This is a genomic window from Rhizobium sp. TRM95796 (assembly GCF_025779995.1).
In the GTDB taxonomy this organism is placed as follows: Bacteria; Pseudomonadota; Alphaproteobacteria; order Rhizobiales; family Rhizobiaceae; genus Rhizobium_E.
This window is the reverse complement of the sequence record NZ_JAOXHE010000001.1, coordinates 996,053-1,021,804: the sequence shown is the minus strand read 5'-3', so window position 1 is coordinate 1,021,804 and position 25,752 is coordinate 996,053. Positions and strand designations below refer to the sequence as shown.

At 61.2% G+C, this 25,752-nt stretch carries 28 protein-coding genes; 11 read left to right on the top strand and 17 right to left on the bottom strand.

Annotated elements, in window-relative coordinates:
* Nucleotides 1-70 precede the first annotated feature (70 nt).
* The 3 genes from OCK01_RS04885 to OCK01_RS04875 all read left to right on the top strand — a co-directional run bounded on the left by OCK01_RS04885 (nucleotide 71) and on the right by OCK01_RS04875 (nucleotide 3,065).
* Nucleotides 71-1,159 (top strand): hypothetical protein, encoded by a 1,089-nt coding sequence (locus OCK01_RS04885; protein ID WP_263822916.1) that lies wholly within the window; start codon nucleotides 71-73, stop codon nucleotides 1,157-1,159.
* 116 nt (nucleotides 1,160-1,275) lie between these two features.
* Nucleotides 1,276-2,589 carry a guanine deaminase gene (gene guaD / locus OCK01_RS04880; RefSeq protein WP_263822915.1) on the top strand — a complete coding sequence of 438 codons (1,314 nt, stop codon included), beginning with the start codon at nucleotides 1,276-1,278 and terminating at the stop codon, nucleotides 2,587-2,589.
* A 44-nt stretch (nucleotides 2,590-2,633) separates the two neighbouring features.
* Nucleotides 2,634-3,065 (top strand): potassium channel family protein, encoded by a 432-nt coding sequence (locus OCK01_RS04875; RefSeq protein ID WP_263822914.1) that lies wholly within the window; start codon nucleotides 2,634-2,636, stop codon nucleotides 3,063-3,065.
* On the opposite strand, the gene OCK01_RS04870 is transcribed toward OCK01_RS04875, so the two are convergent.
* From OCK01_RS04870 to OCK01_RS04860, 3 genes are all read right to left on the bottom strand, one after another.
* On the bottom strand, nucleotides 3,062-3,520 hold the full coding sequence (locus OCK01_RS04870; RefSeq protein ID WP_263822913.1) for a GNAT family N-acetyltransferase: 459 nt from the start codon (nucleotides 3,518-3,520) through the stop codon (nucleotides 3,062-3,064). The genes OCK01_RS04875 and OCK01_RS04870 overlap by 4 nt on opposite strands.
* 106 nt (nucleotides 3,521-3,626) lie before the next feature.
* The gene (locus OCK01_RS04865) at nucleotides 3,627-4,451 is read right to left on the bottom strand and encodes an FTR1 family iron permease (RefSeq protein ID WP_263822912.1); all 825 of its coding nucleotides are present in this window, start codon (nucleotides 4,449-4,451) and stop codon (nucleotides 3,627-3,629) included.
* Between the two features lie 4 nt (nucleotides 4,452-4,455).
* Nucleotides 4,456-4,806 (bottom strand): cupredoxin domain-containing protein, encoded by a 351-nt coding sequence (locus tag OCK01_RS04860; protein ID WP_263822911.1) that lies wholly within the window; start codon nucleotides 4,804-4,806, stop codon nucleotides 4,456-4,458.
* A 157-nt stretch (nucleotides 4,807-4,963) separates the two neighbouring features.
* On the opposite strand from OCK01_RS04860, the gene OCK01_RS26525 reads away from it, so the two are divergent.
* Together OCK01_RS26525 and tnpB are read left to right on the top strand one after the other, a co-directional pair.
* The gene (locus OCK01_RS26525; RefSeq protein WP_412178965.1) at nucleotides 4,964-5,155 is read left to right on the top strand and encodes a type II toxin-antitoxin system VapB family antitoxin; all 192 of its coding nucleotides are present in this window, start codon (nucleotides 4,964-4,966) and stop codon (nucleotides 5,153-5,155) included.
* Nucleotides 5,076-5,357, top strand: coding sequence for an IS66 family insertion sequence element accessory protein TnpB (gene tnpB / locus OCK01_RS26520; protein WP_412178978.1), 282 nt, complete (start codon nucleotides 5,076-5,078; stop codon nucleotides 5,355-5,357). Before OCK01_RS26525 ends, tnpB begins: the two co-directional genes overlap by 80 nt.
* Nucleotides 5,358-5,396: 39 nt before the next feature.
* On the opposite strand, the gene OCK01_RS04850 is transcribed toward tnpB, so the two are convergent.
* The 4 genes from OCK01_RS04850 to OCK01_RS04835 form a co-directional block, all read right to left on the bottom strand.
* Nucleotides 5,397-5,903, bottom strand: a complete 507-nt coding sequence (locus OCK01_RS04850) for an ankyrin repeat domain-containing protein (RefSeq protein WP_263822910.1) — start codon at nucleotides 5,901-5,903, stop codon at nucleotides 5,397-5,399.
* A 481-nt stretch (nucleotides 5,904-6,384) separates the two neighbouring features.
* Nucleotides 6,385-7,830 (bottom strand): multicopper oxidase family protein, encoded by a 1,446-nt coding sequence (locus OCK01_RS04845; RefSeq protein WP_263822909.1) that lies wholly within the window; start codon nucleotides 7,828-7,830, stop codon nucleotides 6,385-6,387.
* 58 nt (nucleotides 7,831-7,888) lie between these two features.
* Nucleotides 7,889-8,245: a hypothetical protein gene (locus OCK01_RS04840; RefSeq protein ID WP_263822908.1), complete on the bottom strand. Its 357-nt coding sequence runs from the start codon at nucleotides 8,243-8,245 to the stop codon at nucleotides 7,889-7,891.
* 75 nt (nucleotides 8,246-8,320) lie between these two features.
* Nucleotides 8,321-9,220 (bottom strand): AraC family transcriptional regulator, encoded by a 900-nt coding sequence (locus OCK01_RS04835; protein WP_263822907.1) that lies wholly within the window; start codon nucleotides 9,218-9,220, stop codon nucleotides 8,321-8,323.
* Between the two features lie 200 nt (nucleotides 9,221-9,420).
* Here OCK01_RS04835 and OCK01_RS04830 point away from each other — a divergent pair, with 200 nt between their 5' ends.
* Nucleotides 9,421-9,555: a hypothetical protein gene (locus OCK01_RS04830; RefSeq protein ID WP_263822906.1), complete on the top strand. Its 135-nt coding sequence runs from the start codon at nucleotides 9,421-9,423 to the stop codon at nucleotides 9,553-9,555.
* Nucleotides 9,548-9,916 (top strand): Atu4866 domain-containing protein, encoded by a 369-nt coding sequence (locus OCK01_RS04825; RefSeq protein WP_182828737.1) that lies wholly within the window; start codon nucleotides 9,548-9,550, stop codon nucleotides 9,914-9,916. Before OCK01_RS04830 ends, OCK01_RS04825 begins: the two co-directional genes overlap by 8 nt.
* Before the next feature lie 58 nt (nucleotides 9,917-9,974).
* Here the strand turns inward: OCK01_RS04825 and ade are convergent, their stop codons facing one another.
* Nucleotides 9,975-11,672 (bottom strand): adenine deaminase, encoded by a 1,698-nt coding sequence (gene ade / locus OCK01_RS04820; protein WP_263822905.1) that lies wholly within the window; start codon nucleotides 11,670-11,672, stop codon nucleotides 9,975-9,977.
* Nucleotides 11,673-11,850: 178 nt separating this feature from the next.
* On the opposite strand from ade, the gene OCK01_RS04815 reads away from it, so the two are divergent.
* From OCK01_RS04815 to OCK01_RS04805, 3 genes are all read left to right on the top strand, one after another.
* Complete coding sequence (locus OCK01_RS04815; protein WP_263822904.1) at nucleotides 11,851-12,450, top strand: hypothetical protein; 600 nt, start codon at nucleotides 11,851-11,853, stop codon at nucleotides 12,448-12,450.
* Between the two features lie 170 nt (nucleotides 12,451-12,620).
* Nucleotides 12,621-13,019 carry a hypothetical protein gene (locus tag OCK01_RS04810; protein WP_263822903.1) on the top strand — a complete coding sequence of 133 codons (399 nt, stop codon included), beginning with the start codon at nucleotides 12,621-12,623 and terminating at the stop codon, nucleotides 13,017-13,019.
* A gap of 144 nt (nucleotides 13,020-13,163) precedes the next feature.
* Entirely contained in the window at nucleotides 13,164-13,850 is a 687-nt protein-coding gene (locus OCK01_RS04805; protein ID WP_263823161.1) for a hypothetical protein, read from the top strand.
* Nucleotides 13,851-13,873: 23 nt separating this feature from the next.
* On the opposite strand, the gene OCK01_RS04800 is transcribed toward OCK01_RS04805, so the two are convergent.
* From OCK01_RS04800 to OCK01_RS04760, 9 genes are all read right to left on the bottom strand, one after another.
* Nucleotides 13,874-15,202 carry an aspartate aminotransferase family protein gene (locus OCK01_RS04800; protein ID WP_263822902.1) on the bottom strand — a complete coding sequence of 443 codons (1,329 nt, stop codon included), beginning with the start codon at nucleotides 15,200-15,202 and terminating at the stop codon, nucleotides 13,874-13,876.
* A gap of 405 nt (nucleotides 15,203-15,607) precedes the next feature.
* On the bottom strand, nucleotides 15,608-16,729 hold the full coding sequence (locus tag OCK01_RS04795) for a DUF2333 family protein (RefSeq protein WP_182828745.1): 1,122 nt from the start codon (nucleotides 16,727-16,729) through the stop codon (nucleotides 15,608-15,610).
* 2 nt (nucleotides 16,730-16,731) lie between these two features.
* Nucleotides 16,732-18,021: a DUF6638 family protein gene (locus tag OCK01_RS04790; RefSeq protein ID WP_263822901.1), complete on the bottom strand. Its 1,290-nt coding sequence runs from the start codon at nucleotides 18,019-18,021 to the stop codon at nucleotides 16,732-16,734.
* A complete protein-coding gene (locus OCK01_RS04785) occupies nucleotides 18,018-18,626 on the bottom strand; it encodes a hypothetical protein (RefSeq protein WP_263822900.1) in 609 nt (202 codons plus the stop codon). The genes OCK01_RS04790 and OCK01_RS04785 overlap by 4 nt, the downstream gene beginning before the upstream one ends.
* A 95-nt stretch (nucleotides 18,627-18,721) precedes the next feature.
* Complete coding sequence (locus OCK01_RS04780) at nucleotides 18,722-20,635, bottom strand: ATP-binding protein (protein ID WP_263822899.1); 1,914 nt, start codon at nucleotides 20,633-20,635, stop codon at nucleotides 18,722-18,724.
* A gap of 45 nt (nucleotides 20,636-20,680) precedes the next feature.
* On the bottom strand, nucleotides 20,681-21,823 hold the full coding sequence (locus OCK01_RS04775) for a hypothetical protein (protein WP_182828750.1): 1,143 nt from the start codon (nucleotides 21,821-21,823) through the stop codon (nucleotides 20,681-20,683).
* A gap of 16 nt (nucleotides 21,824-21,839) precedes the next feature.
* Nucleotides 21,840-22,730 carry a prohibitin family protein gene (locus OCK01_RS04770; RefSeq protein WP_263822898.1) on the bottom strand — a complete coding sequence of 297 codons (891 nt, stop codon included), beginning with the start codon at nucleotides 22,728-22,730 and terminating at the stop codon, nucleotides 21,840-21,842.
* Nucleotides 22,731-22,784: 54 nt separating this feature from the next.
* On the bottom strand, nucleotides 22,785-23,873 hold the full coding sequence (locus OCK01_RS04765; RefSeq protein WP_263822897.1) for a hypothetical protein: 1,089 nt from the start codon (nucleotides 23,871-23,873) through the stop codon (nucleotides 22,785-22,787).
* 211 nt (nucleotides 23,874-24,084) lie between these two features.
* Nucleotides 24,085-24,471 (bottom strand): c-type cytochrome, encoded by a 387-nt coding sequence (locus OCK01_RS04760; protein WP_263822896.1) that lies wholly within the window; start codon nucleotides 24,469-24,471, stop codon nucleotides 24,085-24,087.
* A 286-nt stretch (nucleotides 24,472-24,757) separates the two neighbouring features.
* Here OCK01_RS04760 and OCK01_RS04755 point away from each other — a divergent pair, with 286 nt between their 5' ends.
* A complete protein-coding gene (locus OCK01_RS04755) occupies nucleotides 24,758-25,699 on the top strand; it encodes a choline ABC transporter substrate-binding protein (RefSeq protein WP_409526960.1) in 942 nt (313 codons plus the stop codon).
* Nucleotides 25,700-25,752 lie beyond the last annotated feature (53 nt).

Here is a 25,752-nt window from a genome sequence, read left to right as displayed (position 1 = left end):
GGTCCGCGCCAGCTTGCGGCTTTAGCTCTCGGTCTTCCTCCGTTCCGCGCGGTCTCCGCGCGATCCGACGATGATTGACAGGAAGCGCGACCCCGCCATGACCTCTCCCAGCCCGCAATCCGGCGTCGACGCCCAGGCGATCATCCAGCAAATGGTCGCCAAGGTGGTGAATATCACGGATCCCGTCAAGCTGTCGGCGACGGTTGCCGAGTTGATGACTGGCCTTCCCGATCCTCTCCAACGGCAGATCGCCTGCTCGGTGGGACTGTCCAATCCGCTCTATGCGCCCGATGACGCCTATGCCGCCCGCATGTGGCGCGGCCAGCAGATCGGGTTGACCGAATTTGCAGACATCGTCCTGCGATTGAAAAAGGCAGTGAAGACCGTGCGGGCGCCGCGCATATTGCTGGCCTGCCCGCGCAAGACGGCGTCGACCTTCCTGTCCGCCGTGCTGGTCCATGCGCTCGGCGCGCAGGAGTCGCTGCTGACGCTGCCTGTGGCGCGGCTGCAGAACGCCGGCGCCCTGGGCGCCGCCATGCGCGAACACGAGATGGACGAATTGGCTCTTCTGCGCGCCTGCTTCATTCCCAACGGCTTCGTGTCGCAACAGCATGTCCGCTGCACGCCCTATCTCGCCGCGCAATTGGCTCTCTATCAGGTCAAACCGATCCTTCTGAAACGCAATCTCATGGACTCGCTGGTCAGCCTCGACGACATGTGCCTTGAGGCGGCGCGCTCGCACCCCGCCGACAAATTCTATTTCTATACGCATCTGCCGCATGCCTATAAGGACATGCCGGACGACAGGCGGATGGCGACGCTGATCCGTCTCTACCTGCCGTGGTATCTGTCCTTTTATGCTTCCTGGAGAAAATGCGAGGCGATGGGACAGGTTGCCCCGCTCTGGATCTCCTACGAAGACGACATCAAGGGCGAACCGGCCGAGCTCGCCGAAAAGCTCGCCGGCTACATTGGCGGGGCGGCCACCGCCGAGCGCATCGCCGCGGCCATCGTGGCCAATACGGGAAAGCCGACGTTGAAATTCAACAAGGGCGTCGTCGGGCGTGGGAAACGTATGTCGGACGCTAACAGGGATATGGTTCGCGACTATGTCGACCTGTTCAAGGACGAGGTCGATTTTTCCGATCTGATCGACTGATCCGACGTCTTCACGCAGGATGTTGCGCTGTTTGCGGACCCGATAGGGATGCTGCTTGAGCATTGCGCCCCGTTTCGCTAGGCTTTCCTCATATTCTGTTCCAGCCAAGGGTTTTCATGAAACCGCTCCTTATCCGCGCGCGCCTGTTGTCCTTCCATCATGAACCGCAGGGTCTCGGCGACGCCGCGTCCTATCGCTATATCGAGGACGGAGGCGTGTTGGTCGCGGAGGGCAGGATTGCCGATCTCGGCGAATACGCCGATGTCGCCGCGCGGGCGGCTGCGGATGTGGGAACCGTCGATCATCGTCCGCATCTCCTGACGCCCGGCTTCATCGACATGCACCTGCATTTCCCGCAAATGCAGGTCATCGGCTCCTACGCCGCCAATCTCTTGGAATGGCTGAACACCTACACCTTCGTCGAGGAGCAGCGTTTCGCCGATCAGGCGCATGCCGCGCGCATCGCCATCCGTTTCTTCGACGAGCTGATCCGTCACGGCACGACGACGGCGGTCGCCTATTGTTCGGTCCACAAAGTGTCCGCCGACATGTTCTTCGCCGAGAGCCTCAGGCGCAACATGCTGATGGTCGGCGGCAAGGTGATGATGGACCGCAATGCGCCCGAAGGGCTGCGTGACACCGCCCAGCAGGGCTATGATGAAACCAAACAGGTGATCGCCGACTGGCATGGCAAGGGGCGCAACCATGTCGCCATCACGCCCCGCTTCGCCATCACCTCGACGCCCGAGCAGATGGAGGCGTCGCAGACGCTGGCGCGGGAATATCCGGACCTGCACATCCAGACGCATCTGTCGGAAAATCACGACGAGATCCGCTTCACCGAGGAGCTTTATCCGGTGGCGAAGGACTATACGGACGTCTACGCCCATTACGGACTTCTGGGGCCGAAGAGCCTGTTCGGCCATTGCATCCATCTCTCCGACCGCGAGGCCGACGCCATGAGCGAGAGCGGTTCGGTCGCGGTGTTCTGCCCGACCTCCAACCTGTTTCTCGGCTCGGGCCTTTTCGGTCTCAAGCGCCTGACACAGCGGGAGAAGCCGGTGCGCGTGGCGGTGGCCACCGATATCGGCGGCGGCACCTCCTATTCCATGCTGAGGACGCTGGATGAAGGCTATAAGGTGCTGCAGTTGCAGGGCGAGCGCATGACGCCGTTCGAAAGCTTCTACCGCATGACGCGCGGCAACGCAGAGGCGCTCGGGCTTTCCCATCGCATCGGCGCGCTGGAGATTGGCCACGACGCCGATTTCGTGTTGCTGAACGCGCAGGCCACGCCGGCCATGGCGCTGAAGATGGAAGTCGTCACAACGCTGGCCGAGGAACTGTTCCTCTTGCAGACATTGGGCGACGATCGCGCCATCGCGGAGACGTATGTCGCAGGCCAGCCGGTGAAATCTCGGTTGCCCGGTTGAATTGCGGTCCCTATTGTCTGAAACGGACAATGGAGGGGACTTGGATGATCGCCAATCTCGGCCTGGGCGCGCTGGTCATATCGCTGACGGTCCTCATCCATACCTGGGGACTGATGGCGGTGACGCATGTGATGACATGGCTCACGGGGCGCTTCCGGCTGCACGGCCATCGCAGCCGCGTGCTGGCGATGAACACGGTGGTGATCGGCATTTTCGCCGTGTTGACGGTGCAGGTCTGGCTTTGGGCCGCCTGCTACACGCTGCTCGGCGTCGTCGCTGATTTTCCCACCGCGCTCTATTTCTCCACCATCACCTTTTCCACCGTCGGTTATGGCGACGTGGTGCCGGCGCATGAATGGCGGCTGTTCGCCGCCCTCGAGGGCGTCAACGGCTTTCTGCTGATCGGCTGGTCGACGGCCTATCTGATCGCCGCCGGCATAAGGGTCGGTCCCTTCAGGTCAGGCGAGCATTTCTAGATTAGCGTCTTTTCCATGAACACGCTGAGCGGATCCGGCAGATAATCGGCGAAGGCCCCGCGCCTGACATAGCCGGAGCGCTCGTAGAGCCCCAGCGCCTCGTGGTTCTCGATGCCCGTTTCCAGCCGGATCACCGAGATGCCGGCGCCGGCGGCGCGGGCTTCGAGATGGGCGAGCAGCGTTTTGGACAGGCCGCGACCACGGGCGGCGGGCGCCACCCACATGCGCTTGAGCTCCGCCCAGCCGTCATCGAGCGCGATAGCCCCGGTCCCCACCGCTACTCCATGTTCGGTGCGGGCGACCACGAAACGGATATGGGTCGCTCGCAGCGTCTCGACGGGTAAATAGTGGTTGCTTTCGGCGGGATAGAGTGCGGCGCCATAGGCTTCGCCATCTTCCAGAAGCTTGAGCACATCCGGCTGGCCGGGATCTTCGAGAGAGAGGTGAAATATCATAGGGGCACAATAGCTGTCATCACAACGACGGTCCAGCGAGAGCCAGACCGAAGACAAAACCGCGGCGGCCGTCAAGCGCGCCACGGCTCGAAAGCTTGTCGGACAGTCAGCGTGTGGTCAACGCGTTAGGCCGTGGCGAGGCGACCTGCTTGAGCGCAAGCATCGCCAGGAGCGCCGCGACATAGGCGGCCAGTTCCATGCCGTCGGGCCGGTCGAAATAGCCGATCAGCGTGTGCAGCACCCGGCCGACCATGGAATCCTGCGACAGGACCCACGATGTATCCCAGAGCGGATCGGTCCATTGCATCAGATAGCCGGCGCTCTGCAGGAAGGTCACGGCTTGGGCGGCGAGGCCGGCGGCCAGCAGCGAGATCAGCAGGGACAGCGACCCGAACAGATAGCGCATGGGGATGGAGATCAGGCCGAGATAGAGGAGCGTCGACACCGCCGCGCCGCCGGCGAGGCCGAGAAGACCGCCGATGAGGATATCGCTCGCGCTGTCGCCGCCGGCGGAGGCGACGCCATAGAGAAACAGCACCACTTCCGACCCCTCGCGCATGACCGCGACGCCGCAGACCACAGCGAGCGCGCGAAGCGGCCGTGTTCCCTGAGCCACCTCGGCGCCGAGTTGTTTCATATCGCGCGCCATGTCCCGGCCGTGGCTCGCCATCCAGGCGTTGTGCCAGGCGAGCATGCCGACGGCGAGAAGCAGGATGGCGGCGTTGACCAGTTCCTGACCGGCGCCGTCAAACAGCCCGGCGATCGCCTCGGCGAACACCGCCACGAGCAGCGCGCCCGCAATGCCGAGCGCCACGCCGCCCGCAAGCCAGGGCAGCCTGTGGCTGAGACCGCGCGTGGCGGCGAGGGCGACGCCGAGGATCAACCCGGCTTCGAGCATTTCCCGGAAAACGATGATCAGGGCAGAGAACATGGGATCATTCCGCCACGATCACGCCCTGGGCGGTGTCGGAGTGATACTCGCCCATGAAATGATAGTTGCCCTTGGCCAGCGGCCTGAGACGGATGATCCCTGTGGCATGACCGGCGACGACCTTCTCGGTCTTGAGGTCATGCGAGTCGAATTCTTCCGGCGTGCCGTCCTCGTTATTCATCAGGATCTGGATCGGCTTTCCCGCCGGTACATGAATTTCGGCCGGATCAAATTCGTGTTCGTCGAGCGTCAGTTCGATCTGGCCGGACGAATTGGTCGGCGTCATGCCGGCGGCGTGTGCGACGCTGGCGGCTGAAGTCATGAGAAGGAGGGACGTGAGGATGCGAAGGCTCATAGGCGTGCTCCGTGCCGGCCCCAATGAAAGTGGATGGCCGATGTCCGGTTTTCTTGGCCTCGAATAAGGCCGAAACATGGCGGTATCGGGCAAGTAGAGGCGCTTGCGCGAGGAGCTTGCGGGGACTTATGATGAGGTACGAACAGGCGAGGCGATCATGCAGACAAAAGTAGATGTGGAGGCATCGCTGCTTGAGCGCGCGATGAAAGCGACAGGCGGAAAATCGGAACGAGACACCGTCGAACAAGCCCTGCGTGCGGCCATCGATCGTGGCGAGCGGCTACGACATGATCTTTCCATCGAGCCGCGTGCGGATCATGGCTGCGCTGATAAAGAACGAGCTGCGTAGAGGCCCATTCACCGGCACGGTCTTCGTGTTCCGGTCACGGAAGGCGGATCGGCTGAAGCTGATCGCCGCACCTATCGAAACGCGCAAATTCAAGGTTTTTGATCCGCTGGCCTATCTGACCAGCACGCTCACCGCCTTCGTCAATGGTCGCAAGCAGAGCCCGATTGATAAGCTCCTACCGTGGAATTGTCTGGTAAAGTAACCCGTTCCCCGTGACCGCCGTCGCCCATTGCGGACTAAGTCAATGTGACCACCCGCTATCTGGTTTCGCTTCCCGTTCTTTTGAAGCCCGATCATGCGTGAAATCGGATGCTGTTTGGCGGTCTTTGGTTCTCAGCTTGGGGGCAGCCCCATAATCGATGAGCAACTGGGCGATATCGGTGTTGTCCAGCTGGGCAGCCACCATCAGAGCTGTGCTCCCGTCTCTATACTGGGCGTTGGGGTTCAATCCGTTTTCCAAAAGATAGCGCGTATCCGCGAGATTATTTTCGCTGACGGCAAGCATTAGAAGCGTGTATCCAGACGATGTCGACTGGTGGATATCGGCGCCATAGTGGATCAGGATTTGACGTATCATTACTCCCATTGGCTTTTGACAGCCCGTGTTGTCGAACTGAAGGAACAATGGAATGCCTTCGTATGACCAGCCGAGTTCCTTGGCGTTGGGATCAGCGCCCGATTCCAGATGACGAATGACGGCAACGGTATTTCCTGAACATACTGCATCAGCGAGCGTTTCCGGAAGCACCCAAGGCTTCGTAAAATGGACGAACGCCAGAGCGAATAATGCAGAAAATATGGCAATAGCGCGTAGAAGAAACCGAACAATTCGGCGGCAAACGGCTGATATCACTATAGTGCACCCTAAACGGCAATTGCCCCCGGTTGCAATATGGCGGGCATCCGAGCCTAAGGTCAACAACTGCTAGGCGTCACAAGATCGGTCGTCCGAGGATTCCTACTGGTCTATAGTTGCCATGCCAAAAAAGCTGCTGGTTCTCCACACAGAATCCAGGAATTTGTCCAAGTGCGAGTGGCGCACCGCTACTATTGTCTGGATCAGCGATACGCTCTTATCCATTCCGACCGCGACTATCAGCCGATGGTGGAGCATCTCGGCCTGAGGCAGTGGTGACGACAATAATCGGCGCCGCCGATGATTGGCGATCTTCGTCGGCGCTCCATTGGCTGGCGTCAGGTGGCCCTCGTTCCTGTCATCGGCAGGGCCATCAACCCACCTTCACATGCGCCATCATGCCCTGAACCATGTGATAGAGATGGTGGCAGTGAAAGGCCCAGTCGCCTTGCGTTCCGGCGTCGAAGGCGATGGTCACGGTCTTCATCGGCGGGACCAAGACGGTGTCGCGCAGCGCGCCGGAGAGGGGCGCGCCGTCGATGGCTGTCACCTGGAAATGATGGCCGTGCAGATGCATCGGGTGTGCCATCATCGACATGTTCATCATGCTGATTTCGATCCTCTCGCCCGGCGCCGCCGTGATGTCCTCCGCGCCCGCCATGCCCCACTGGTAACTCGCCATGTCGCCGGTCAGGTGGACCATGAAGCGCTTTGCGGCGGCTTTGGCGGGAAGCGGCGCGGCGGCCTGCAGTTTTGCTTCGAAGGCGAGATCGAGAACCGGGCCGGCGGTTTCGCTCAGAGGCGCGATTTTCCGCGTCGCCGCGCCTTTGGTGGCGAGAACAAGCCCCGTTCGGTGCGCGGTCCCCTCGCGGCGGGCGAGGATCGGGAAGGAGCCGCCGTCTTTGGGGAGATCGACGAGCAGATCGACGCGCTGGCCCATGGTGAGCGGAAACAGCGTGGCCTCGACCGGCGTGATCGGCTGGCCGTCGACCGCGACCGCTTGGGCCGTGAGCGCCCCGGTGTCTATAGTGAAGCCGGTCGAGGCCGCTCCGTTGATGATGCGCAGCAGGACGCGGCCCGCGCGCTCGACCGTTACGATTTCGGGATCGTCGAGCGTGCGGTCATTGGCGAGATAGGCGTCGTATTCGATGTCGTTGAGATCCATCGACATCATAGAGGCGCTCATGCCCGAGGCATGGTCCATGGAGCCATGCCCCATCGCGTCATGGTTCATCGAACTATGGTCCATCGTTCCGTGATCCATGGCGCCATGTTTCATGCCGCCATGTCCCTGGCCCGAGGTCAGCCGCGTCAGCAGTTCTTCCGCCGGCGTGAAGGAAAAGTCGTGCAGCAGCATGACGACCTCTTGGCGGTCCGCGGTCAGATCCTCCTTTGAATGAACGATCAGCTGCGCGGCGAGCAGATTCTGCTCCTGCAGCGTATGGGCATGCATCCAGTATGTGCCGGGTCGGTCGAGCGGAAAGTCATATGCTCTCGTTTCGCCCGGCTTCAGCATGCCGCCGGCATGGGCGACGCCGTCCTGCCTGATCGGCGGGGTCAGCCCGTGCCAATGCACGATCGTCTCCTCCTTGAGCCTGTTGGCGAGATCGACGCGGAAGGCGTCGCCCGGCGCGAATGTCAGACCGGGGCGGCCGTCGGGCCCGGTGAGGCCATAGACGGTGGCGGCGCGGCCGTTGATTTCGAGAGTGCGGGTGGAGATGGTCAAGGCGCGTGCGGCGGCCCGAACGGGGGCGGGCAGGCCGAAGGCCGCGCCGCCGGCGAGCGCGACGGCGCCCGCGAGAAAACCCCTGCGTTTCATGGAATGTTTCTTTCGTCTGATCTGTCGAAGGCGGCGGGTCGAGCGCCGCGGCGGGTCGTCAAACGAAAGAGGCGATGGGAGGCTCGAGCCCGGGGGCGAGGTCGCGGCCGATCAGCCGAGCCTGCAAGGACGGGGCCGGCCGCTGTGTCTGTGCAGCGCGCGTGATGTCTATGCGCGGCTCCGCCGGGAGCGACAGAAGCGAGGCGAGGCACCAGGCGGCGCATTTCTCCGCGGCGCCGTCATGATTTCCGCCATGGCCGGTGGAGTTGTCCATCATGGCCGCGTGGTCATGCTGCATCATGGCGTGATGAGCGGGGACGGCGTCTGCGGGTTCAGGCGCGCGCCAGGCGCCCGGCAGGGAGATCAATCCCGCCAGAAGGCCCAGCACCATCAACAAGAGCGGCAGACGCGGCATGGTTCGTCCCGTGTTTACCCGTCGATCATAAACCCGAAGCGCTGCGCCGCCAAGCGCCGCAGCGTCGCAGGATGATCACGCCTCGGCCTGTGCGGCGACCGGCGAGCGCCTGAGGCGATCGATGTCGCGGGCCGGCGGGGCGCCGAACAGGCGTTTGTATTCGCGGCTGAACTGCGAAGGACTGTCATAGCCGACCGTATGGCCGGCGCTGGCCGCATCCAGCGACTGGGTGAGGATCAACCGCCGCGCCTCCTGCAGTCTCAGCCGCTTCTGATATTGCAGCGGGCTCAGCGTGGTGGCCTCGCGGAAATGCTGATGCAGCGACGACGGGCTCATGCCGGAGACCGAGGCGACATCCTCGATGCGGATCGGCCGGTCGTAATGCTCCTTGATCCAGTTGATGGCGCGGCCGATGTGGCGGTGATGATTTTCCGGCGTCAGCGCGCGGCGGATGCAGCAGCCCTGCGGTCCCTGCAGCAGACGGTAGATGATCTCGCGTTCGATCAACGGGGCTAGTTCGGCGATGTCGTCGGGCGTTTCATTCAGCTTCAACAACCGGATCGCAGCGTCCATCAAAGGTTCCGGCGTCTCGCCCAAGGCCGCGCCGAGCTTGGCCTCGCTTTTCGGCGCACCGGGATATTTGAGCAGCATCTCCGCGCAGAGTTCCATGTCAAGATCGAGTTTTAGGCAAAGATAGGGATTGTCCGGGCTCGCCTCGATCACCTGGCCGACCACCGGCAGGTCCATGGATACGACCAGATGTTGGCCTGCGCCATAGGTGAAGAGCTGATCGCCCATCGTCACCTGCTTCCTGCCTTGCGCAATAAAGCAGATCGACGCCGAGTGAACGCCGTGCGCCGGCTCCGACGGCGACGACAGTTTCGCCGTAAAAAGCCTGGGAACGCCGGTTGGAGCGACGCCGTCCTCCTTGGCGTAATGTGCAATAAGAAACGCAAGCTCCTGAGATTTCTTCATCTTGTCACCTTGGGAACCATTTTTCGCCCGATTTCATGGCTTATTACTAGCACGTCCGATCGGGGCAGGAAATGGTTGCATGCTAACCTTTGTAGGAATGTGCAATCCTTCCGGAGGATCGGTCTACCGCTGCGGCCGCTTGTTCCCCATATTGGCCGTGTTGCACAAAACGACGAACCTGAGATGGAAGGAGCACGATTATGAAAAACGACCAGCTTCACATCGCCATTAGATGGGATGTCCCGCTCAGGATGTTCAAGACGTTGCGCGACAAAATCATAGCGTTCAACGAGGAGCGCGAGCGGCAGGCGGAAGCGAGGTGGATCAATGGCTGACGGTGGATTTTTGATCAATGCAATGGCGGTGGTGTTCTCGATGATCGCGGCGTTCGGAATCTTCGGCAAGGCGTTTGGCGACACCGTCAAGCGCAAGCAGGAGGTGCGCGCCGAAGAGGTCGACGTGGTCAATCGCCTGGTGGGCATGTGGATCACCGGCGACGGCCAGGTGCAGCGCGAAGTGCGCGCCGATGGCCGCTTCGTGGAGCGCAATGCGGTCGTCGACCGCCCGACCCGCCAGGGCCGCTACGAGATCGACGGCGACAAGGTCGCCTATTACGACGACGCTGGTTTGCGCAGCGACGGCGTCTATAAGGACGGCATTCTCTATCACGCCGGCATGATCTTCTACCGGCGCTGAAGAAACGCGAAGATCCGAAAAAAGGCGGGGCCGCGCGGCGCCCGCCTTTTTTCATGCTCTATCCGTCGATCAGTTCGAACTTGTCGACATCCACCAGCCCCTTATCGGAAATTTTTAGATGCGGGATCACCGGCAGCGGCAGGAAGGCCAGTTGCAGGAAAGGCTCCTGCAGCGTCGAGCCCAGCGCATAGGCCGCCTCGCGCAGGTGATGCAGCGTGTCGCGGACGCTTTCATAGGGTTTGAGGCTCATCAGCCCCGCCACGGGGAGGGCGATTTCGCCGGTGACCTTGCCGCCCTCGACCACCACGAAGCCGCCGCGGATCTCGCTCAGCCGCCTGACGGCGACGGCCATATCCTCGTCATCGGCGCCGACCACGCAGATATTGTGGCTGTCATGGCCGACGGTGGAGGCGATGGCGCCTTTCTTGAGGCCAAAACCCTGGACGAAGCCGACGGCGCGGTTGCCGTTCTTGCCGTGCCGTTCGATCACCGAGACTTTCAGGATGTCGTTTTCGAGGTCCACGCTTGCCTGATTGCCTCGGGATGGCAGGCGATGGCGGCGGTGTTCGGTGATGATCTTGCCGGGGATGACGCCGAGCACGGAGCTGTCGCCCTGCCGCGCCGGCACGGAGAAATCGGCCGCCGTGATCTCGGGGGCGCGGACGCTGTCTGTGCCGACGGGCGCGACCGGTTTGCGGCTGGCGAACAGCTCTTCCGTCACCTTGCGGCCGCCCGAAAACACCAGTTCCGCCCTGCAGTTTTCCAGACTGTCGATGACGACGAGATCGGCGCGGCGTCCAGGCGCTACCAGGCCGCGATCCATCAGGCCGAAGGCGCGGGCCGCCGAGATGGAGGCGGCGCGGTAGACGGCGAGGATGTCTGCGCCATCGGCGATGGCCGTGCGGATGAGATAATCGAGATGGCCCTGTTCGGCGATATCGAGCGGATTGCGGTCATCGGTGCAGAGCGCGATGAAGGGTGACAGGCGTTCGGTGAACAACGGCGTCAACGCTTTGAGATCTTTCGACACCGAGCCTTCGCGGATGAGGATATGCATGCCTTTGCGGATCTTCTCCATGGCTTCCTCTGCCGAGGTCGCCTCATGCTCGGTGCGAATGCCGGCTGAGATATAGCCGTTCAGCCCATAGCCCGACAGCAGCGGCGCGTGACCATCAATATGGCCGCCTTGGAAGGCTTCGAGCTTGGCCATGGCGACGGGATCCTTATGGATCACGCCCGGAAAATTCATGAATTCCGCCAGCCCGATGACTTTCGGGTGCTTGCGGAAGGGCAGGAGCCGCTCGATCGGCAGATCCGCCCCCGCCGTCTCCAGATGCGTGGCCGGCACGCAGGAGGACAGCTGGACGCGGATGTCCATGATGGTTTCCTCAGCGGAATCGAGAAAAAACTGCAGCCCCTCGGTGCCCAGCACATTGGCGATTTCATGCGGATCGCAGATCACCGTCGTCACGCCATAAGGCAGCACGCAGCGATCGAATTCATGCGGCGTGACGAGAGAGCTCTCGATATGTAGATGCGTGTCGATGAAGCCGGGCACGACGATCCGACCGGAAATGTCGATCTCGACAGCGCCTTTGTAGTCGCCATAGGTGCCCACGATACGATCGCCAGTAATGGCGATGTCGGAGGCGACCAGATCTCCCGTCACCAAATCGTAGAAACGTCCGCCCTTGAGCACGATATCCGCGGGTGTGCGGCCCGTTCCCGCATCGATCATCCGTTCGAGTTCGCTCATGGCCTGCTCCGATTCCTGTTGTGTTCGCGAGTGTAGCGGGGGTGGGCGCGGGGGTCACGCCCCCACATGATTTATCGACGTTTTCGAATGCGTCTCGTCGATCCTGTCTCCCAGGTGACAGCCCGGCTTTTGGAGGCGGGGCAAAGTGGCCTCATCAACACGCACACAGGAGGCCATGATGTTGAAAATGCTCGCCTTGACCGCCGCAGTCACACTGACCGCCACCGCCGCAAACGCCATGCCGCCCCGCCATGGCGGGCCGCAGACCGACGAGATCAACCGCACGATCGCCAATGAGGCTGGACCGGCCAGTCGCGTCATGACCCGGCTCTATGGCTGTCTGCCGACCGAAAGCCCCGGCGCGGCCGCCCGCTGGACCTGTGTCGGCATCGGCGACGGGCCCAAGGCGCGACCCTTCGCGATCTCGCTCGAGCGCAAGGACGGGATCACCCGCGCCTATCGGCTGGTCGACGCTTCCGCCGTGCTCTGCCCTAAACCCTCGGAGGTCGCGCGGATTCTCGCTCCGCGCGCCCATTCCGGCGCTTTCGCCGATCTGCGATCGGGCAGCGTTCAGACCCGTGGAGACATCGCTGTCACGGGCCTTTCCGCCGGCCCGCGTCTCGCTGCGGTCTGCCGCTATATCGGCGGCTTGAACACCGGCCTCTACGAGATTACCGCCCATTTTTCCTATGATCATCGCGGCTACAGCCTGGTGGAGGGGCTGCCGATCCGAGAAAGCCTGAAAGATCACGCCGGACGGGACATGGTGATGAAGTGAGGGATCTCACGACGGGTTAGGGGGCGGTCGGCGGTCTGGCGATTTCCTGTCGGGCCGCCGGCTTCGTCATATGCAGGCGTGAGGAATGCTGTATCGTCTCGGTTCTGAGCGCAACGTTCGACGGCTGTTGCCGCGATGGTTCCGCATCTGGTTCGCCTTGGAGTTTTCCCATGTTCTCATCGACGTTGCGCGCTGTCCTGACCGCGCTCTGTCTGTCCTCCAGCGTCGCCGCTGTTCTCGCCGAAAACAAGAACGAGCCCCTGCCGACCTTGATCGGAGCCTGCGCCATCACCAGCATCGTCGAAATCGGCGGAAGGCTGGAAGGCGATGAGACGTTTGAAACCGGAACTTATGTCGCCTTCGCCAATGAAGGCTTGCAGATCGGCTATGACAGGGTCGAGGCGGTAGTCCGCTCCAAGATCGGCGATCCCGTCCGCATCTGCCTCACCGACATTCCCAAGGACTGCCCGCCCGGCGACGATCGCGGCCGCGGCTATCGCACCACCAATCTCCGCACCGGTGAAAGCTGGGAGATGGCCGACAGTCAGCATATGTGCGGCGGGGCGTGAGAGGGCGCAAATCATACTGTGTATGATAGAGGGGTGTTGTAGAAAGAGTGTTTATGTGCATTATCAATTCAGGGTTGCGCGTGGTTTTCATCGCCGACCTGTTGCAGATCTCCAGCGATAAGCAAAGAAATATAGGTGGCTGTTATGCACAGATCCGCGACCGAAACACGTGATTACTATCAGTTGAAGTTAGGTGAAGATTTTGGTCGCGATTATTATTATGCGTTTTCAGAATATTGTGACGTCTGGCTAACTTGGAAGCAGTATTGCGGTCTGTTTCAGCACTCTCCCGAACGAGTGCAGCTTTTAAACAAAGCTGGATCGGCTTTTTTTGCCAGGGTTCAACGGAATTTCTTTGAATTTGTGATTTTAGGAATTTGTAGAATAACTGACCCTGCAGAAAGTGGTAAGGGTCAAAAAAAGCAAAATCTAACAATAAGGCGATTTGATCGATTTTTGGAAGTTCCAGAACATAGGGAAAAATTCTCAGACCTAATTAATATTGCTTCAGATGAAACTGCATTTGCACGAGATTGGCGTAATCGGCATATTAGCCATTGTGATTACCAAGTTCTTACCGGAGCCTCAATTCTGGAAGAGGCAACTGGAGTTAAAATAAAGAGCGCCCTTCGGGCGATATTCAATGTCTTCTTGTTTGTGGAGCGCGAAATAACCAAGGGCGACCTTAGCGACAATGTGATTGACGATCTGAATAATGAGCTTGTTCTTCTTGAGCCGTCCAGGCATTTGAGGAAAGTTTGCGTGATGGACGCGATGTTCATTCCACGTTTCCGGAGTGGCTTTAGAGTAGTTCAAGGCTCTAAGCCTTGAACTACTCGGAAAACATTGAAACCTTACGCGTTCGCGACCAACACTTCCCTCAGCTTGCCGATCAATTCGTCGATCTGCTCCTTGGTGATGATCAAGGGCGGTGACAGCGCGATGATGTCGCCGGTGGTGCGGATGAGAAGGCCCTTTTCATAGGCCTTGAGGAAGGCCGAGAAGGCGCGCTTGGTGGGTTCGCCGTCGATCGGCTTGAGTTCGATCGCGCCGATCAGGCCGATATTCCTGATGTCGATGACATGCGGGCAATCGGCCAGCGAATGCAGGCGCTCTTCCCAATAGGGGGCGAGTTCGCTTGCGCGGGTCAGCAGACCCTCTTCCTTATAGGTGTCGAGCGTGCCGAGGGCTGCCGCCGAGGCGATCGGGTTGCCGGAATAGGTGTAGCCGTGGAAAAACTCGATCAGATGTTCCGGGCCGGTCATGAAGGCGTCGTGGATTTCCGAGGTCACGAAGACCGCGCCCATCGGGATCACGCCGTTGGTCAGGCCCTTGGCGGTGGTGACGATGTCGGGCTTGACGTCGAAGAATTGCGAGGCGAAGGGCGCGCCGAGGCGGCCGAAGCCGGTGATTACTTCGTCGAAAATCAGCAGAATGCCGTGCTTGGTGCAGATCTCGCGCAGGCGCTGCAGATAGCCCTTTGGCGGAATGAGCACGCCGGTGGAGCCGGCCACAGGCTCGACGATCACCGCGGCGATGGTGGAGGCGTCATGCAGGGTGACGATGCGCTCGAGTTCGTCGGCGAGTTCCGCGCCATGTTCCGGCTGGCCCTTGGAGAAGGCGTTCTTCGCCGGCAGATGGGTGTGCGGCATATGGTCGACGCCGGACAAAAGCGTGCCGAACATCTTGCGGTTGGAGACGATGCCGCCCACCGAAATGCCGCCGAAATTGACGCCGTGATAGCCGCGTTCGCGGCCGATCAGGCGGGTGCGCGAGCCGTTGCCCTTGGCGCGGTGATAGGCGAGCGCCACTTTCAGCGCCGTCTCCACCGATTCCGAACCGGAATTGGTGTAGAGGATATGGTCGAGGCCCTCGGGCCCGATGTCGACGAGGCGATTGGCGAGCTCGAAGGCCTTGGGGTGACCGAGCTGGAAGGCCGGGGCGTAATCGAGTTCGCCGGCCTGCTCGCGGATCGCCTCGGTGATCAGCGGACGGCAATGGCCGGCGTTCACGCACCAGAGGCCGGCGGTGCCATCGAGCACGGTGCGGCCGTCATGGGTGGTGTAATGCATGTCCTTGGCGCCGACGAACAGCCGCGGCTCCTTCTTGAACTGGCGGTTGGCCGTAAACGGCATCCAGAACGCCCGCATATCGTTCGGCGTGGAGTTGAGGCGGTTCGACATTTCATTCTCCGGAAGTGGTGAGACCCGATGCGCGTCGCCTCGTACGGTCCGGTTTTTCCTGGCGTTTCAGGCAAATCGGCGCTCGACGCGGGCCGGCGTGCGTGTTGCGCAAAGTAGCAAGCACCCTTGCCGCGTCAAGGAGGGCCACGGAATTTCATGAGTGATCACGGGAATTGACCGGTCAGGCCGGAGCAAGTTTGATGTGGGAGTTCCTAATATGCAGGTTGTGCGGTCGTCAGGGCAAAACGCGGCCACACAGCGATGCATCAGCGGCGGCACGCCAGAATAGCCCCGTTTCTCACTATGACCGGAGAAACGGGGCCGTTTTCACCAGATCTTCCGAAGCATCCGATCGGCTTTCGTCTGTCGCGCCAGACACGAAAGAGGGGCTCATCGCCCCTCTCGTCATCGATCCAGCACGTCGCGGACCTCGATCAGATTCGAACGCGCCCGCAGAATGTAGAAACCCTGCGTGGCGAGATGGGTCGGCATGATCCAGCCGTCCTCGCGGCCATTGGAAATGATCGCGGGCTGGATGTTGAGCGCGGCGCGGAACTGCTTCAGCATCTCGTTCCAGAGCGGGGCGAGATTGCGCTCGCGGATCACCGAGCCGAAATCGGCGCGGGCGGCGGTCAGGATGCCGTAATAGCCGTAGAGCTGCCCATAGGCGAACCAGAAGCGATCGTCGGCGCGCGTGTCGAACCAGCCGGCATTGTAATTCTCCGATCGCTCGCGAAGCATGGCCGAGGTCGAGCCGAGATCATTGGCGATGCGGTCGAGGAATTCGAGCAGATTGTCGGCGCGGCCGTCGAACACGGACTGGCACTTGCCGAGTTCGGTATTGAACTGTTTGAGCTGGGTGACGGCCTGGCGATAGATGTCGGGCGTCGGCGTGCGGAAGCCGAAGGGCGAGAAGCTCACATACCAGGAGCCTTCGTCATATTGCATGTTGGAGCGCGCGAGCTGCAGCGTGTTGTTGATGCCCGAGGTGCCGCGGACGCGGGCGAGCGAATCCACAAGCTCCACCGTGGTGCGGCGCACCGTCTGGTTCACGCCGCGCTGGAAGCTGGCCTTGTTGTCGAGCCAGGGCGTGTGATCCCAGTCTATGCCGAACAATCCCAGTTTATAAAGCGGCATGGACGAGATCCAGGCGTTCTGGTTGACCTCCTGGTCGATGAGATCGGCGGCGACATCGACGATGCCCGACGTCTGGCAGGCGGTGGGCGTGGCGCTGTCGGCGCCGCTGATATCCTGGCCGGCGACGAATTTGCGCTCGTTGAGCTTGTAGGCCGCGACATAATCGGGATTGAAGCCCGACCAGACCTGGGTCATCCAGATGAAATGGCCATAGGCGCCCACCAGGATCAACAGAAATAGCCCGACCACCGCCTTGATGATCAGCCCGCGCGAGGCGTACCAGCGGCTGGCGCTGAGGAAGGGAAACAGGATCCAGGCGATGATCATGCCGATCCCGCGGCCGATGGCGCTGAAGATGCGTTGGAAAAACGCAATGATCGGGTCCAGCATGCTCACTCCTCTTGAATGCCGTAGAGCCGGCGGCGAAAGCCCGCCTTGTCCCTGAGATATGTGCTTTCGAGCGTCTTCACAACGTGCTCCCGGAACTTTTCCGGATAGGCCTCATAGGCTTTGTAGAAGCCCTGTTTGTCGAAGATGAAGCGTGAGACGAAATCATGCGGCTGCAGCGAGGCGATCAGCCGGTTGACCAGCCACTGATCCGGATGGGTGGGTTCGGCGCGGATCAGCAGAAAGCGGTTCTTGGCGGCGATGTCGGGCATGCGGATGCTGCCGGTCGTATCCGCCACGCGCAGCATCTCGTTGAGCAGGGGATAGCCGCCATCGGCGAGCACGCGATCGGTGTTCATGTGCGCCCAGGTCTGCAGCCAGACCATGTCGGCGCGTTCGGGATCGAAATTGGGATCCTTGGCGCTGGCGAGGCCGAGCAGGATCATCCGCATGCGATGCTGATAGAGACCCGAGGCGATGACCCAGGAGGCCTGGGGCAGCTCGATGCGGCGAGTGCGGGCGAGAAAGCCGTAGAGCGTGTCGTGGTCGTCGATGTCGATATAGGACACCTGCCAGGGACGCGCCTTGCGGAAGCCCGGCGTGTCGGCGCGGCAGATCACCGTGGTGTTGCGGGCATCGTGAAAGACGAAGACGCCGCCGAAATGATCGGCCCAGAAGGCGTCATGGCGGAAGACGAGCTGGTCCGGCACCAGCGTGTTCTGGCGGATGTCGCCGGTGATCTTGGCGAGCTCCACCATGCGGTTGAGCATGGCGTCGTCGCGCCAGGCGTCGGGCTGCGACGTCACCTGATCGGCGAGCATGCGCAATTCCGACGCTTTGCCGAGGATGTCTTCGGCGGAATGGACGCGGAAATTCACCTCGTTGATCGAGAGCAGGTCCTCGATATGCTCGACCTTGGCCACCGAATCCTCGATCTCGCCATAGAGCGCGTCCTTGATGGTGACGGCGCTGATGGCGCGGGCGTTTGCGCGATAGAATTCATGCATCAGGCCTGCGGTGTTGGAAAAGCTGGTGTGAACCACCGGCAGGTTTTCCTGTTCCGGGGTCAGGATGATGAAGCGCCTGTTGACCCTGAGCGGATCGAGATAATCACGATCGCCCAGTTCCTCGGCGATCTCCGGCGAGAAGCCGGTCATGTCGATGTCGAAGCGTTCGAGCTTGGTTTCGGCCAGGCCGAACCCCTTGAGCGCCTTGTTGTAGCGGGCGATCAGATGCGGGGCGTCGACGGTGAGCAGGCGGCCGTAGATGAGTTCGGATTCGAGGAGGCGTTTCATGCGGTTGCGACAGCTGCGAGACGTTGCAGTTCCTTGAGATTGGCAGGATTTCGAGAGCCGAGGATGTCGTCGTAGATTTTGAGCACAAGCAACTTCACAAGGTCCGATTTTGTCAGATGCAGGGTGGTCACCAGACGCTCGATAGCGGCGTTTAGTCGAGGCGTCACTTTCAGTGAAAGGCGGCGCTTGGGAGCTTCGGAGTTGAATACCGGCCGGTCCGGCGCCACGCCGATCAGTTCTGTTTGAGCCTGATCTGTTTCTGCCGCCTGGAAGATATAATAGGCGAGCAGCTTCTTTCTAAATTCCGATGTGGCTTCCGGATCGATGCGAAATGCGGCGAGATCAAGCGCCTCGATAAATGGCGCTGGAATATTGACCTCGATCGGCCGTGTTGCCGTCTCTCTCGCTGCCTTGATTGCCGGCGTCGATTGGGCGGGCGTTGCGACAATATCGCCGCATTGGTCGCAAACGAGAGCCAGGATGTTTTTCGCCCTGCCGACGCCGTCGTCGAAGGGAACATCGCGATAGGCGTAGGTAGCGCCCGTCAACTCCTGGCAATGAGGACATAACGCTTTTGATTTTTCGCCTGCGACATGAAGCTTCATACCTCGACCTATCTATGCACGCTGATGAACACGGTGTCGGGATCGACGAAGTAGAAAACCCTTCCTGTTTCATATAATACGAAGATTCTCGTATATCAACTCCACCGCCCCTCCGTCTTCATCGCCTCGATCTCGCGCACCGCGCGTTCGCGCTGGCGCTCGCGGCGGATGATGTCGGTCACGGCGGCGTCGTCGCTCTTGTCGGCGTAGCGGAATTCGGAATCGGCGTAGCGGTTGATTTCCTGCTGCACCATGTCGAGCGTGATCGGCTGGCGCAGGTCCTCGATCATGGCTTTCTTGGCGTCGTAGTCCTTGTGCATGAAGGTTTCGGGTTTTTCGAACCAGTCGTCGGGCAGCTCGACATCCATGGCGCGCATCTTGATCGCGTCGGTGATGTTCTTGATGGCGCGGCCGGTGAAGCGTGGCTCGGCGAGCCGGATCTCGTGCAGATAAGCGCCGATATCGGCGATCGTCCTCAGCCCGCCGCGGCTTTTCTCGAAGCGTTCCCACACTTTGACGAGGCCTTCCTCGGTCGGCCTGCTGTGACCTTCATAGGTGGCGCTCACCGCGCGCTTGATCTCCTGGCCGGCATAGAGCTGGTGTTCGCCGAGCGGGATCTGGTGGTTCTTGCCGACCAGCAGCGCGAAAATGTCGATATAGTCTTCGCGCGTCTGCGGGCCGTCGACCAGCCAGCGGGCGCCGGCGCGCTGGCGCAGCGCATCGTCGACATTTTCCGGGTAGTTCGAGAACATGCCGAAGGAGCAGTTGCCGCGCACAACGGTGGAGGCGCCGGCAAAGGCCTCCATCAGCACGGCGGTGATTTCCTGCTGGCCGGATGAGGCCCGGTCGTCCGAACGTTTCGCGGCGACCTGGTCGACGTCGTCGATCGTGCCGAAGCCGATCGTCTTGGGGTTCATGATGTTGTCGATGAACGCCTTGCAGTTCTGGCCGGATTTGCCCTGATAGGACGAGATCTGGTCGACGCCGAAATTTTCATAGTGGAAGGCATAGCCGGCCACCTGGCAGTAATCGTTGACCAGGCCGGCGATCATCTGGATCAGCGTCGTCTTGCCGGTGCCGGGCATGCCGTCGCCGATGAAAGTGAACAGGAAGCCGCCGAGCTCGACGAAGGGATTGAGGCCGCGGGCGAAGTCATAGGCCATGATCATCTTGGCGAGTTTCATGCCCTGATATTTGGCGATGTGATTGCCGATCACCTCATCCGGCTTCTTGAAGCTCATCACCAGCGGCTTGCGTTTGACGCCGGGGGCGACGTCGAAGCCGTTGAGGTCGAAATCGTCGCTCTCGATGCGGATATGGGCGGTCTCGAAAGGACCGAGGCCGGTAAAGCGCGGCTTGCGCGTCATCAGCCCGGCAATGGCGTCGCGGGCGAAAGCGCGGGCGCGGCTGAGAAGCGCGAGATCGTCGGGGGCGCCGGAAAGGGCCCGCTCCAGACCCGCGATCATCGATTTCACCGCATCCTGCGGCGTGTCGAAGAGATAATCCGGTTCGCCTACATCCTCGGCCGGCTCGCCTTCACCCGACAGCGTCGAAGAGAGATAGGCGGCGAAGGAGAAGGCGGCCACGAAGGCGGAGGTCGACAGGAGCGCCTTGAACTGTTCGGCGTCCGGACCCGCCAGAGGGGAGGCGGCGTTGCGGGCCTTCAGGCTCTCCAGTCCGGTCTGCCGAGCGAAGACGTCGGAAATCGCGAGCGCCGCCATCACCCCGCGCCGGGCCCTGTAGAGCAGCGCATGCTGGCGGGGAGACAGCATCGGGTCGTCGGCGCGCGCCGCCTGGATGGCTCTGGCCAGATCCACCTCGCGCGTCCGCCGCATGCCTGATGTCGAGACGGTGGAGACGAAGCGGCGGCCTGTGCCGGCGATCGGCGCGCTGGCATTCGCGGCGTCGCTTTCGATCATCGAGAAGCGCCCCACGAAGCTTTGCGCGGTCGCCAGATGGCTGCGGAGATCGTCTTCGGAAATGGCCGTGAGGCCTGTATTCAGCGACATATGTTCCTCCCGGTCATGGCTGGCCGCAATGGCCCGCCGCCGTTCTCAGACATCCGTCACCTGGTTGCCCGAGATGACGTGGACCTTGTAGCCCGCAAAAACGCGCTCGGCTTCGCCCGAGGCGTAGAGCGCTGTATAGGCGTCGTGCGGCACCAGCGCGTGTTTCTCGAAAGCGCTAGCGCCCATGCGCGCCGCTTCGAGATCATTGGTGTCGATATGGAAGATCTGCTCGGCCGGCGTCGAGGAGAAGAAACCGCGCTGGGCGGGCTTCTCCTGTTTCGAGATCACGTCCTGCACCGTCCAGGTCAGCAACCAGGCGTTTTCGGCCTTGCGCACCCGCGACAGGATCGAGTTGATCACCTCGTTGTTTTCGGTGATCCCAGCCGAATAGAAGGGGCCGATGACGATCCGTCGCATCTGCTTGGGATGCAGCGTCGGAAAATCCTTGTCGAGATTGGTGGCGATCGTCACCGGCGTCAGCGCGTAGCCGCTGTTGCGGATGACGAAATCGTCGAAGCGAGCCGCGAGTTCCGGATTGAGAAAACCGCCGACTGGGAAAGGGATGTCCACCTTGTCGTTCAATGTCCCATCCGGCTTGACCAGCATGCGGGTGAGGTTCTCCGAGGAGTCCTCGATACGGGCGATATAGATCATCGGCAGCGTCTGCGCGCCGTCGAAGGCCGCCCAGTTGACGACCACCGAGGGACGCAAGTTTTCGGAATTGACCGACACGGCGGAGGTTTCGGGCAACACCACCGGCGAGAACACCTCGCCCTTCTGCGCCTCTTCGAGATAGAGCCGCTCGGCGATCCGGCTCTGCAACTCTTCCGGAAACGCCTTGTTGCGCAGGATGAAGTCGACCATTTCCGCCCGCAGCCTACCGGCATCGGGTATTGCTGCGAGCTTCTCCGGGGCCGAACGGCGATCGTTTTCCAACTCCAGAACATTCTGGAACACCGGGAAGCCCGAATCCGCCCGCGAGATGCGGAAGCGGTCCATGAAGCCGATCTTGTTTTCCCAGCAGGCAAGCGACGTCTTGAGACGCTCGACATATTTCATCACCAGCGTCGAAGTGAGATCCTTCGACGACTGGTTGCGGCCGGGACCGTCGAGATAGGCTTCCAGCCCGACAAAGGCGGCGCGGACAGTCTGGAAATATTGCGCCGCCGCCGGCTCGACCGCATTCATGGGCGACACTCCATGTTTACTTGACGCCAAGGAACGGCACGGCCGATCCCGGCACCATGGTGGAGGGAAGCTGGCCGTTCCACTTTTCCGCAGCGGTCAGGTTGATCAGTTCGGGATTGTCGCGCAACGCCGCGCCCTTGGCCTTGATGGCGTCGGCTTCCGCCTCGCCAGCCAGCCGGGTCGCTGCCGCATTGGCTTCGGCTTCGGCGCGCACGGCATCGGCGCGCGCCTGCGCCTGGGTGACGGTGATCTGCGCCTGCACCTTTTCCCGCTCGGCGTTCTGGCGGATCTTCTGCACTTCCACCTCGGCCAGCATGCGGTTCTCTATGGATTGTTCATAAGCGTCGGAGAAATCGATATTCTCGATCTGCACGCTGTCGATGATGACCGGGCCCCGCACCGTGTCGCGGATAGCGGCCTCGGCTTCCGCGTTCAGCCGGGCGCGGTCCTGAATGGCGGTGACGGCGTTGAACTGGCCGAAAACATTCTTGACCTGCTCATAGACCCGCCGATCGATCAGCCGGTTCACGACGCCTTCCTCGCTGCCATATTCGGCGTAGATCTTGGCGACCTGATCCGCTGGCAGACGGTAATTGACCGAGAGGGTGATCTCGGCGGGCTGCTGGTCGCGCGAATAGGTGCTGACGCGTTCATAGAGCTGGCTGCGGTTCTGCACCGTGATCTTCACCACCTTGTCGATCAGGGGCAGCTTGAAGCCGAGACCCGGCTCCGCCGTGCCGACGACTGCCCCATAGCGAAGGATGACGCCGCGTTCGCCCTGGTCGACGGTGTAGAAACCGCCGGAGGCGATCAGAAATACGATCAGGGCGACAACGGCGATGGCGGCGAATTTCGCGAAGCCGCGATTGTTGGTCTTGAGTTTCGCAATGGCGGTCGGTTCGGTCATGAAGGCTCTTTCGATCGAGCGAGATCAGCGCGTGCGTCGGTTGACGCGGCCCATTCAGGACCGCGTGTAATTGGCGGAATTGTGCTTGTCGAGCACGGCCTGGAAGCGGCGGGCGAAGGCGTCGTCGGCGAGTTTCTTGCGGCGCTGGATGTCCTGGGTGGAGAGCATGTTCTTCTCGTGCATTTCCAGGAGGTCGCCGATATGGCGCTGTGCGGCGGCGCCGATGCCGGCCATGGTTTCCTCAGCCGCCGTATCCACCTGGCTGCCCAGCGTGTTGATGCGGTGGGCGACTTCCTGCTGCGCGGCCGTCTTCAACGAATCCTCGAGCGCCTTGTAGAGAACGATGCGCTGTTCCGTGTCGATGGTCAGCTTGTTGATCAGCGTGTTCTGCGCGGCGATCTGGTTGTTGAGCGAATCCACGAAGGTCTGGAACATCGAGGTGTAGCGTTCGAGCGTCTGGCTTTCGGCCAGCAATTCCTGCTCCTTGGCCTGCTTCTCGTTATATTCGGTGGCGAGTTTCGAGCGCTCGCCTTCGAGATCTGTGCGCGCCTTCTGGTCGGTGGCCGACGCGATCTTGTTCTCGATGTCGAGCAGCAGCGGGTTGAGCTCCTCGATGCGCTTCTGGACGGCCTCCAGATTGACCATGGCGTTCTTGCGGCGCTCGATCACCTGGATCAGGCTGGCTTCGGAAGACTTGTAGCGCTGGTCGAGGACATTCTTCTGTTCTTTGAGAATGCCGACGATCGTGTCGGATTTCGCCAGCAGCTCCTGCAAATTGCCGGCCAGCGACATGCCGCGGACGCGATCGGTGCGCATGCGCTGCGCCTTCTGCTTGGAGAAGATGCCGACGAATTTTTCAAATCCCGTATAGCTCTTCATACTCTCGAATTCGGAGCCGAACACATTGGTGGCGTCCTCGAGCCCGAGAATGAGGTCGGCGATATTGCCCTCCATCACCTTCTGCTGGGTCAGCACGTCCTGGATGCGGGCGTTCTCAATGTCGAAGCTGGCGTCGCCGATCTTGGCGTCCGCCTTTGCGAAACGGTCCAGCACCCCTGTCGAGGCGTCGAGTTTCCCGCGCATGTCGTTGACGATCGAGCGGGTCTTTTCGATTTCGGAGTCGAAGGACTGCAGGCTGGCCATGGTCGTTTCCCTGAAGTGGCCGCGTTGCCGCGGCGCGTTGACTGCGTGCGCACAATAGGCGTTTTCGCCGATTTGAAAACCGGCAAAACGCTCAACCGTCACAGGCGGTTATGTTGTCGTCGTCAGGTCAACGCGCAAGGCTGTCCATTTATTCGGACGCGAAAAAATCGCGCCCGCTGCAAGTAAGACGGGCGCGACGGCGCGGAAACGCTCATTTGGCCGCCGCGGGATCCTTGAGAAAGGCGATGAGATTGAGGATGTCCTCCGGCTTCTTCAGTCCGGCGAAGGCCATCTTGTTCTTCGGGATCGCGGCTTTCGGATTGCTGAGATAGGCCGTCAGATGCGTCTCGTCCCATACCTTGCCGTCGGCGCCGAAGATCTTCATCGCTTCGGAATATTTGAAGCCGTCCACACTCGCCACCTTGCGGCCTACGACGCCCATCAGGGAGGGGCCGACCTTGTTTTTGGCTTCGGTGGCCGTATGACAGGCGGAACACTTCTTGAAGACGGCGGCGCCTGCCTTCGCGTCGCCATCGGCGAAAGCCATGCCGGTGGACGCGGCAAGCAGAAGGGCGGCGCAGGTGAGAGACTTCAACATCGAAAGAATCCTTGAGAATCGTTTGCAGCAGCTCGATGATAAAGCGGTGGCGAGGACGTTGCCTTGACGTCCATCAAGCCTCCGCTCGAAGTCGATAGTCGTCGGAAAACGAGCGGGAATACAAGGAATTTTCAGCTGTCTTCCTCTTGCGCCGTCGGCGTTTCTCGGATTGCGCCGAAATGACGTCGCTAATCGGCATGTGCGCGCCGCCAATCTGCTTGAATTGTCGCGTCAATGGTGGTTGGCTAGCGGAACCATAAAAGAGGGAGAACGTTCAATGACGTCAATGATTTCTAAAGCCGTGATGGCGCTGGCGGTATCTACGCTGGCCTTTGCCGGCGTCGCACGGGCCGCCGAGCCCGATAGCTGCTCGACCGTCCGCTTCGCCGATGTCGGCTGGTCCGACATCGCCGCCACCACCGGCACAGCCTCCGTCGTGCTCAAGGCGCTCGGCTATGAGACGGATGTGAAGGTCCTGTCGGTTCCGGTCACGTTCCAGTCGATGAAGAACAAGGACATCGACGTTTTCCTCGGCAACTGGATGCCGACGATGGAAGCCGACATCAAGCCTTATCGCGACGAGAAGAGCGTCGACACTGTGCGCGAAAACCTCGAAGGCGCAAAATATACGCTGGCGACCAACGAGGCGGGCGCCGCGCTCGGCATCAAGGATTTCGCCGACATCGCCAAGCACAAGGACGAACTCGAAGGCAAGATCTACGGCATCGAGCCGGGCAATGACGGCAACCGCCTCATCCTCGGCATGATCGACGGCGACCAATTCGGCCTCAAGAGCTTCGAACTGGTCGAGTCCTCCGAGCAGGGCATGCTGTCGCAGGTGGCTCGCCTCAACGGCGACAGCAAGCCGATCGTCTTCCTCGGCTGGGAGCCGCATCCGATGAACGCCAACTTCAAGCTGACCTATCTGACTGGCGGCGACGATGTGTTCGGCCCCAATCTCGGCGGCGCGACCATCTACACCAACACCCGCGCAGGCTATGTGGCCGAATGCGCCAATGTCGGCGCTTTGCTGAAGAACCTCAAATTCAGCCTGGCGATGGAAAACGAAGTGATGAAGAAGATCCTCGACGGCGGCATGGAGCCCGAAGCGGCCGCCACCGAATGGCTGACCGCCAATCCCACCGCTTTTGAGCCCTGGCTCAAGGGCGTGACCACCAAGGATGGCGGCGACGCGGTCGCTGCGGTCAAGAGCGCTCTCGGCCTCTGATCGGCGAATGAAGACGGACCGCGCAGGCGAGGGGAAGCCTGCGCGGTAACCGG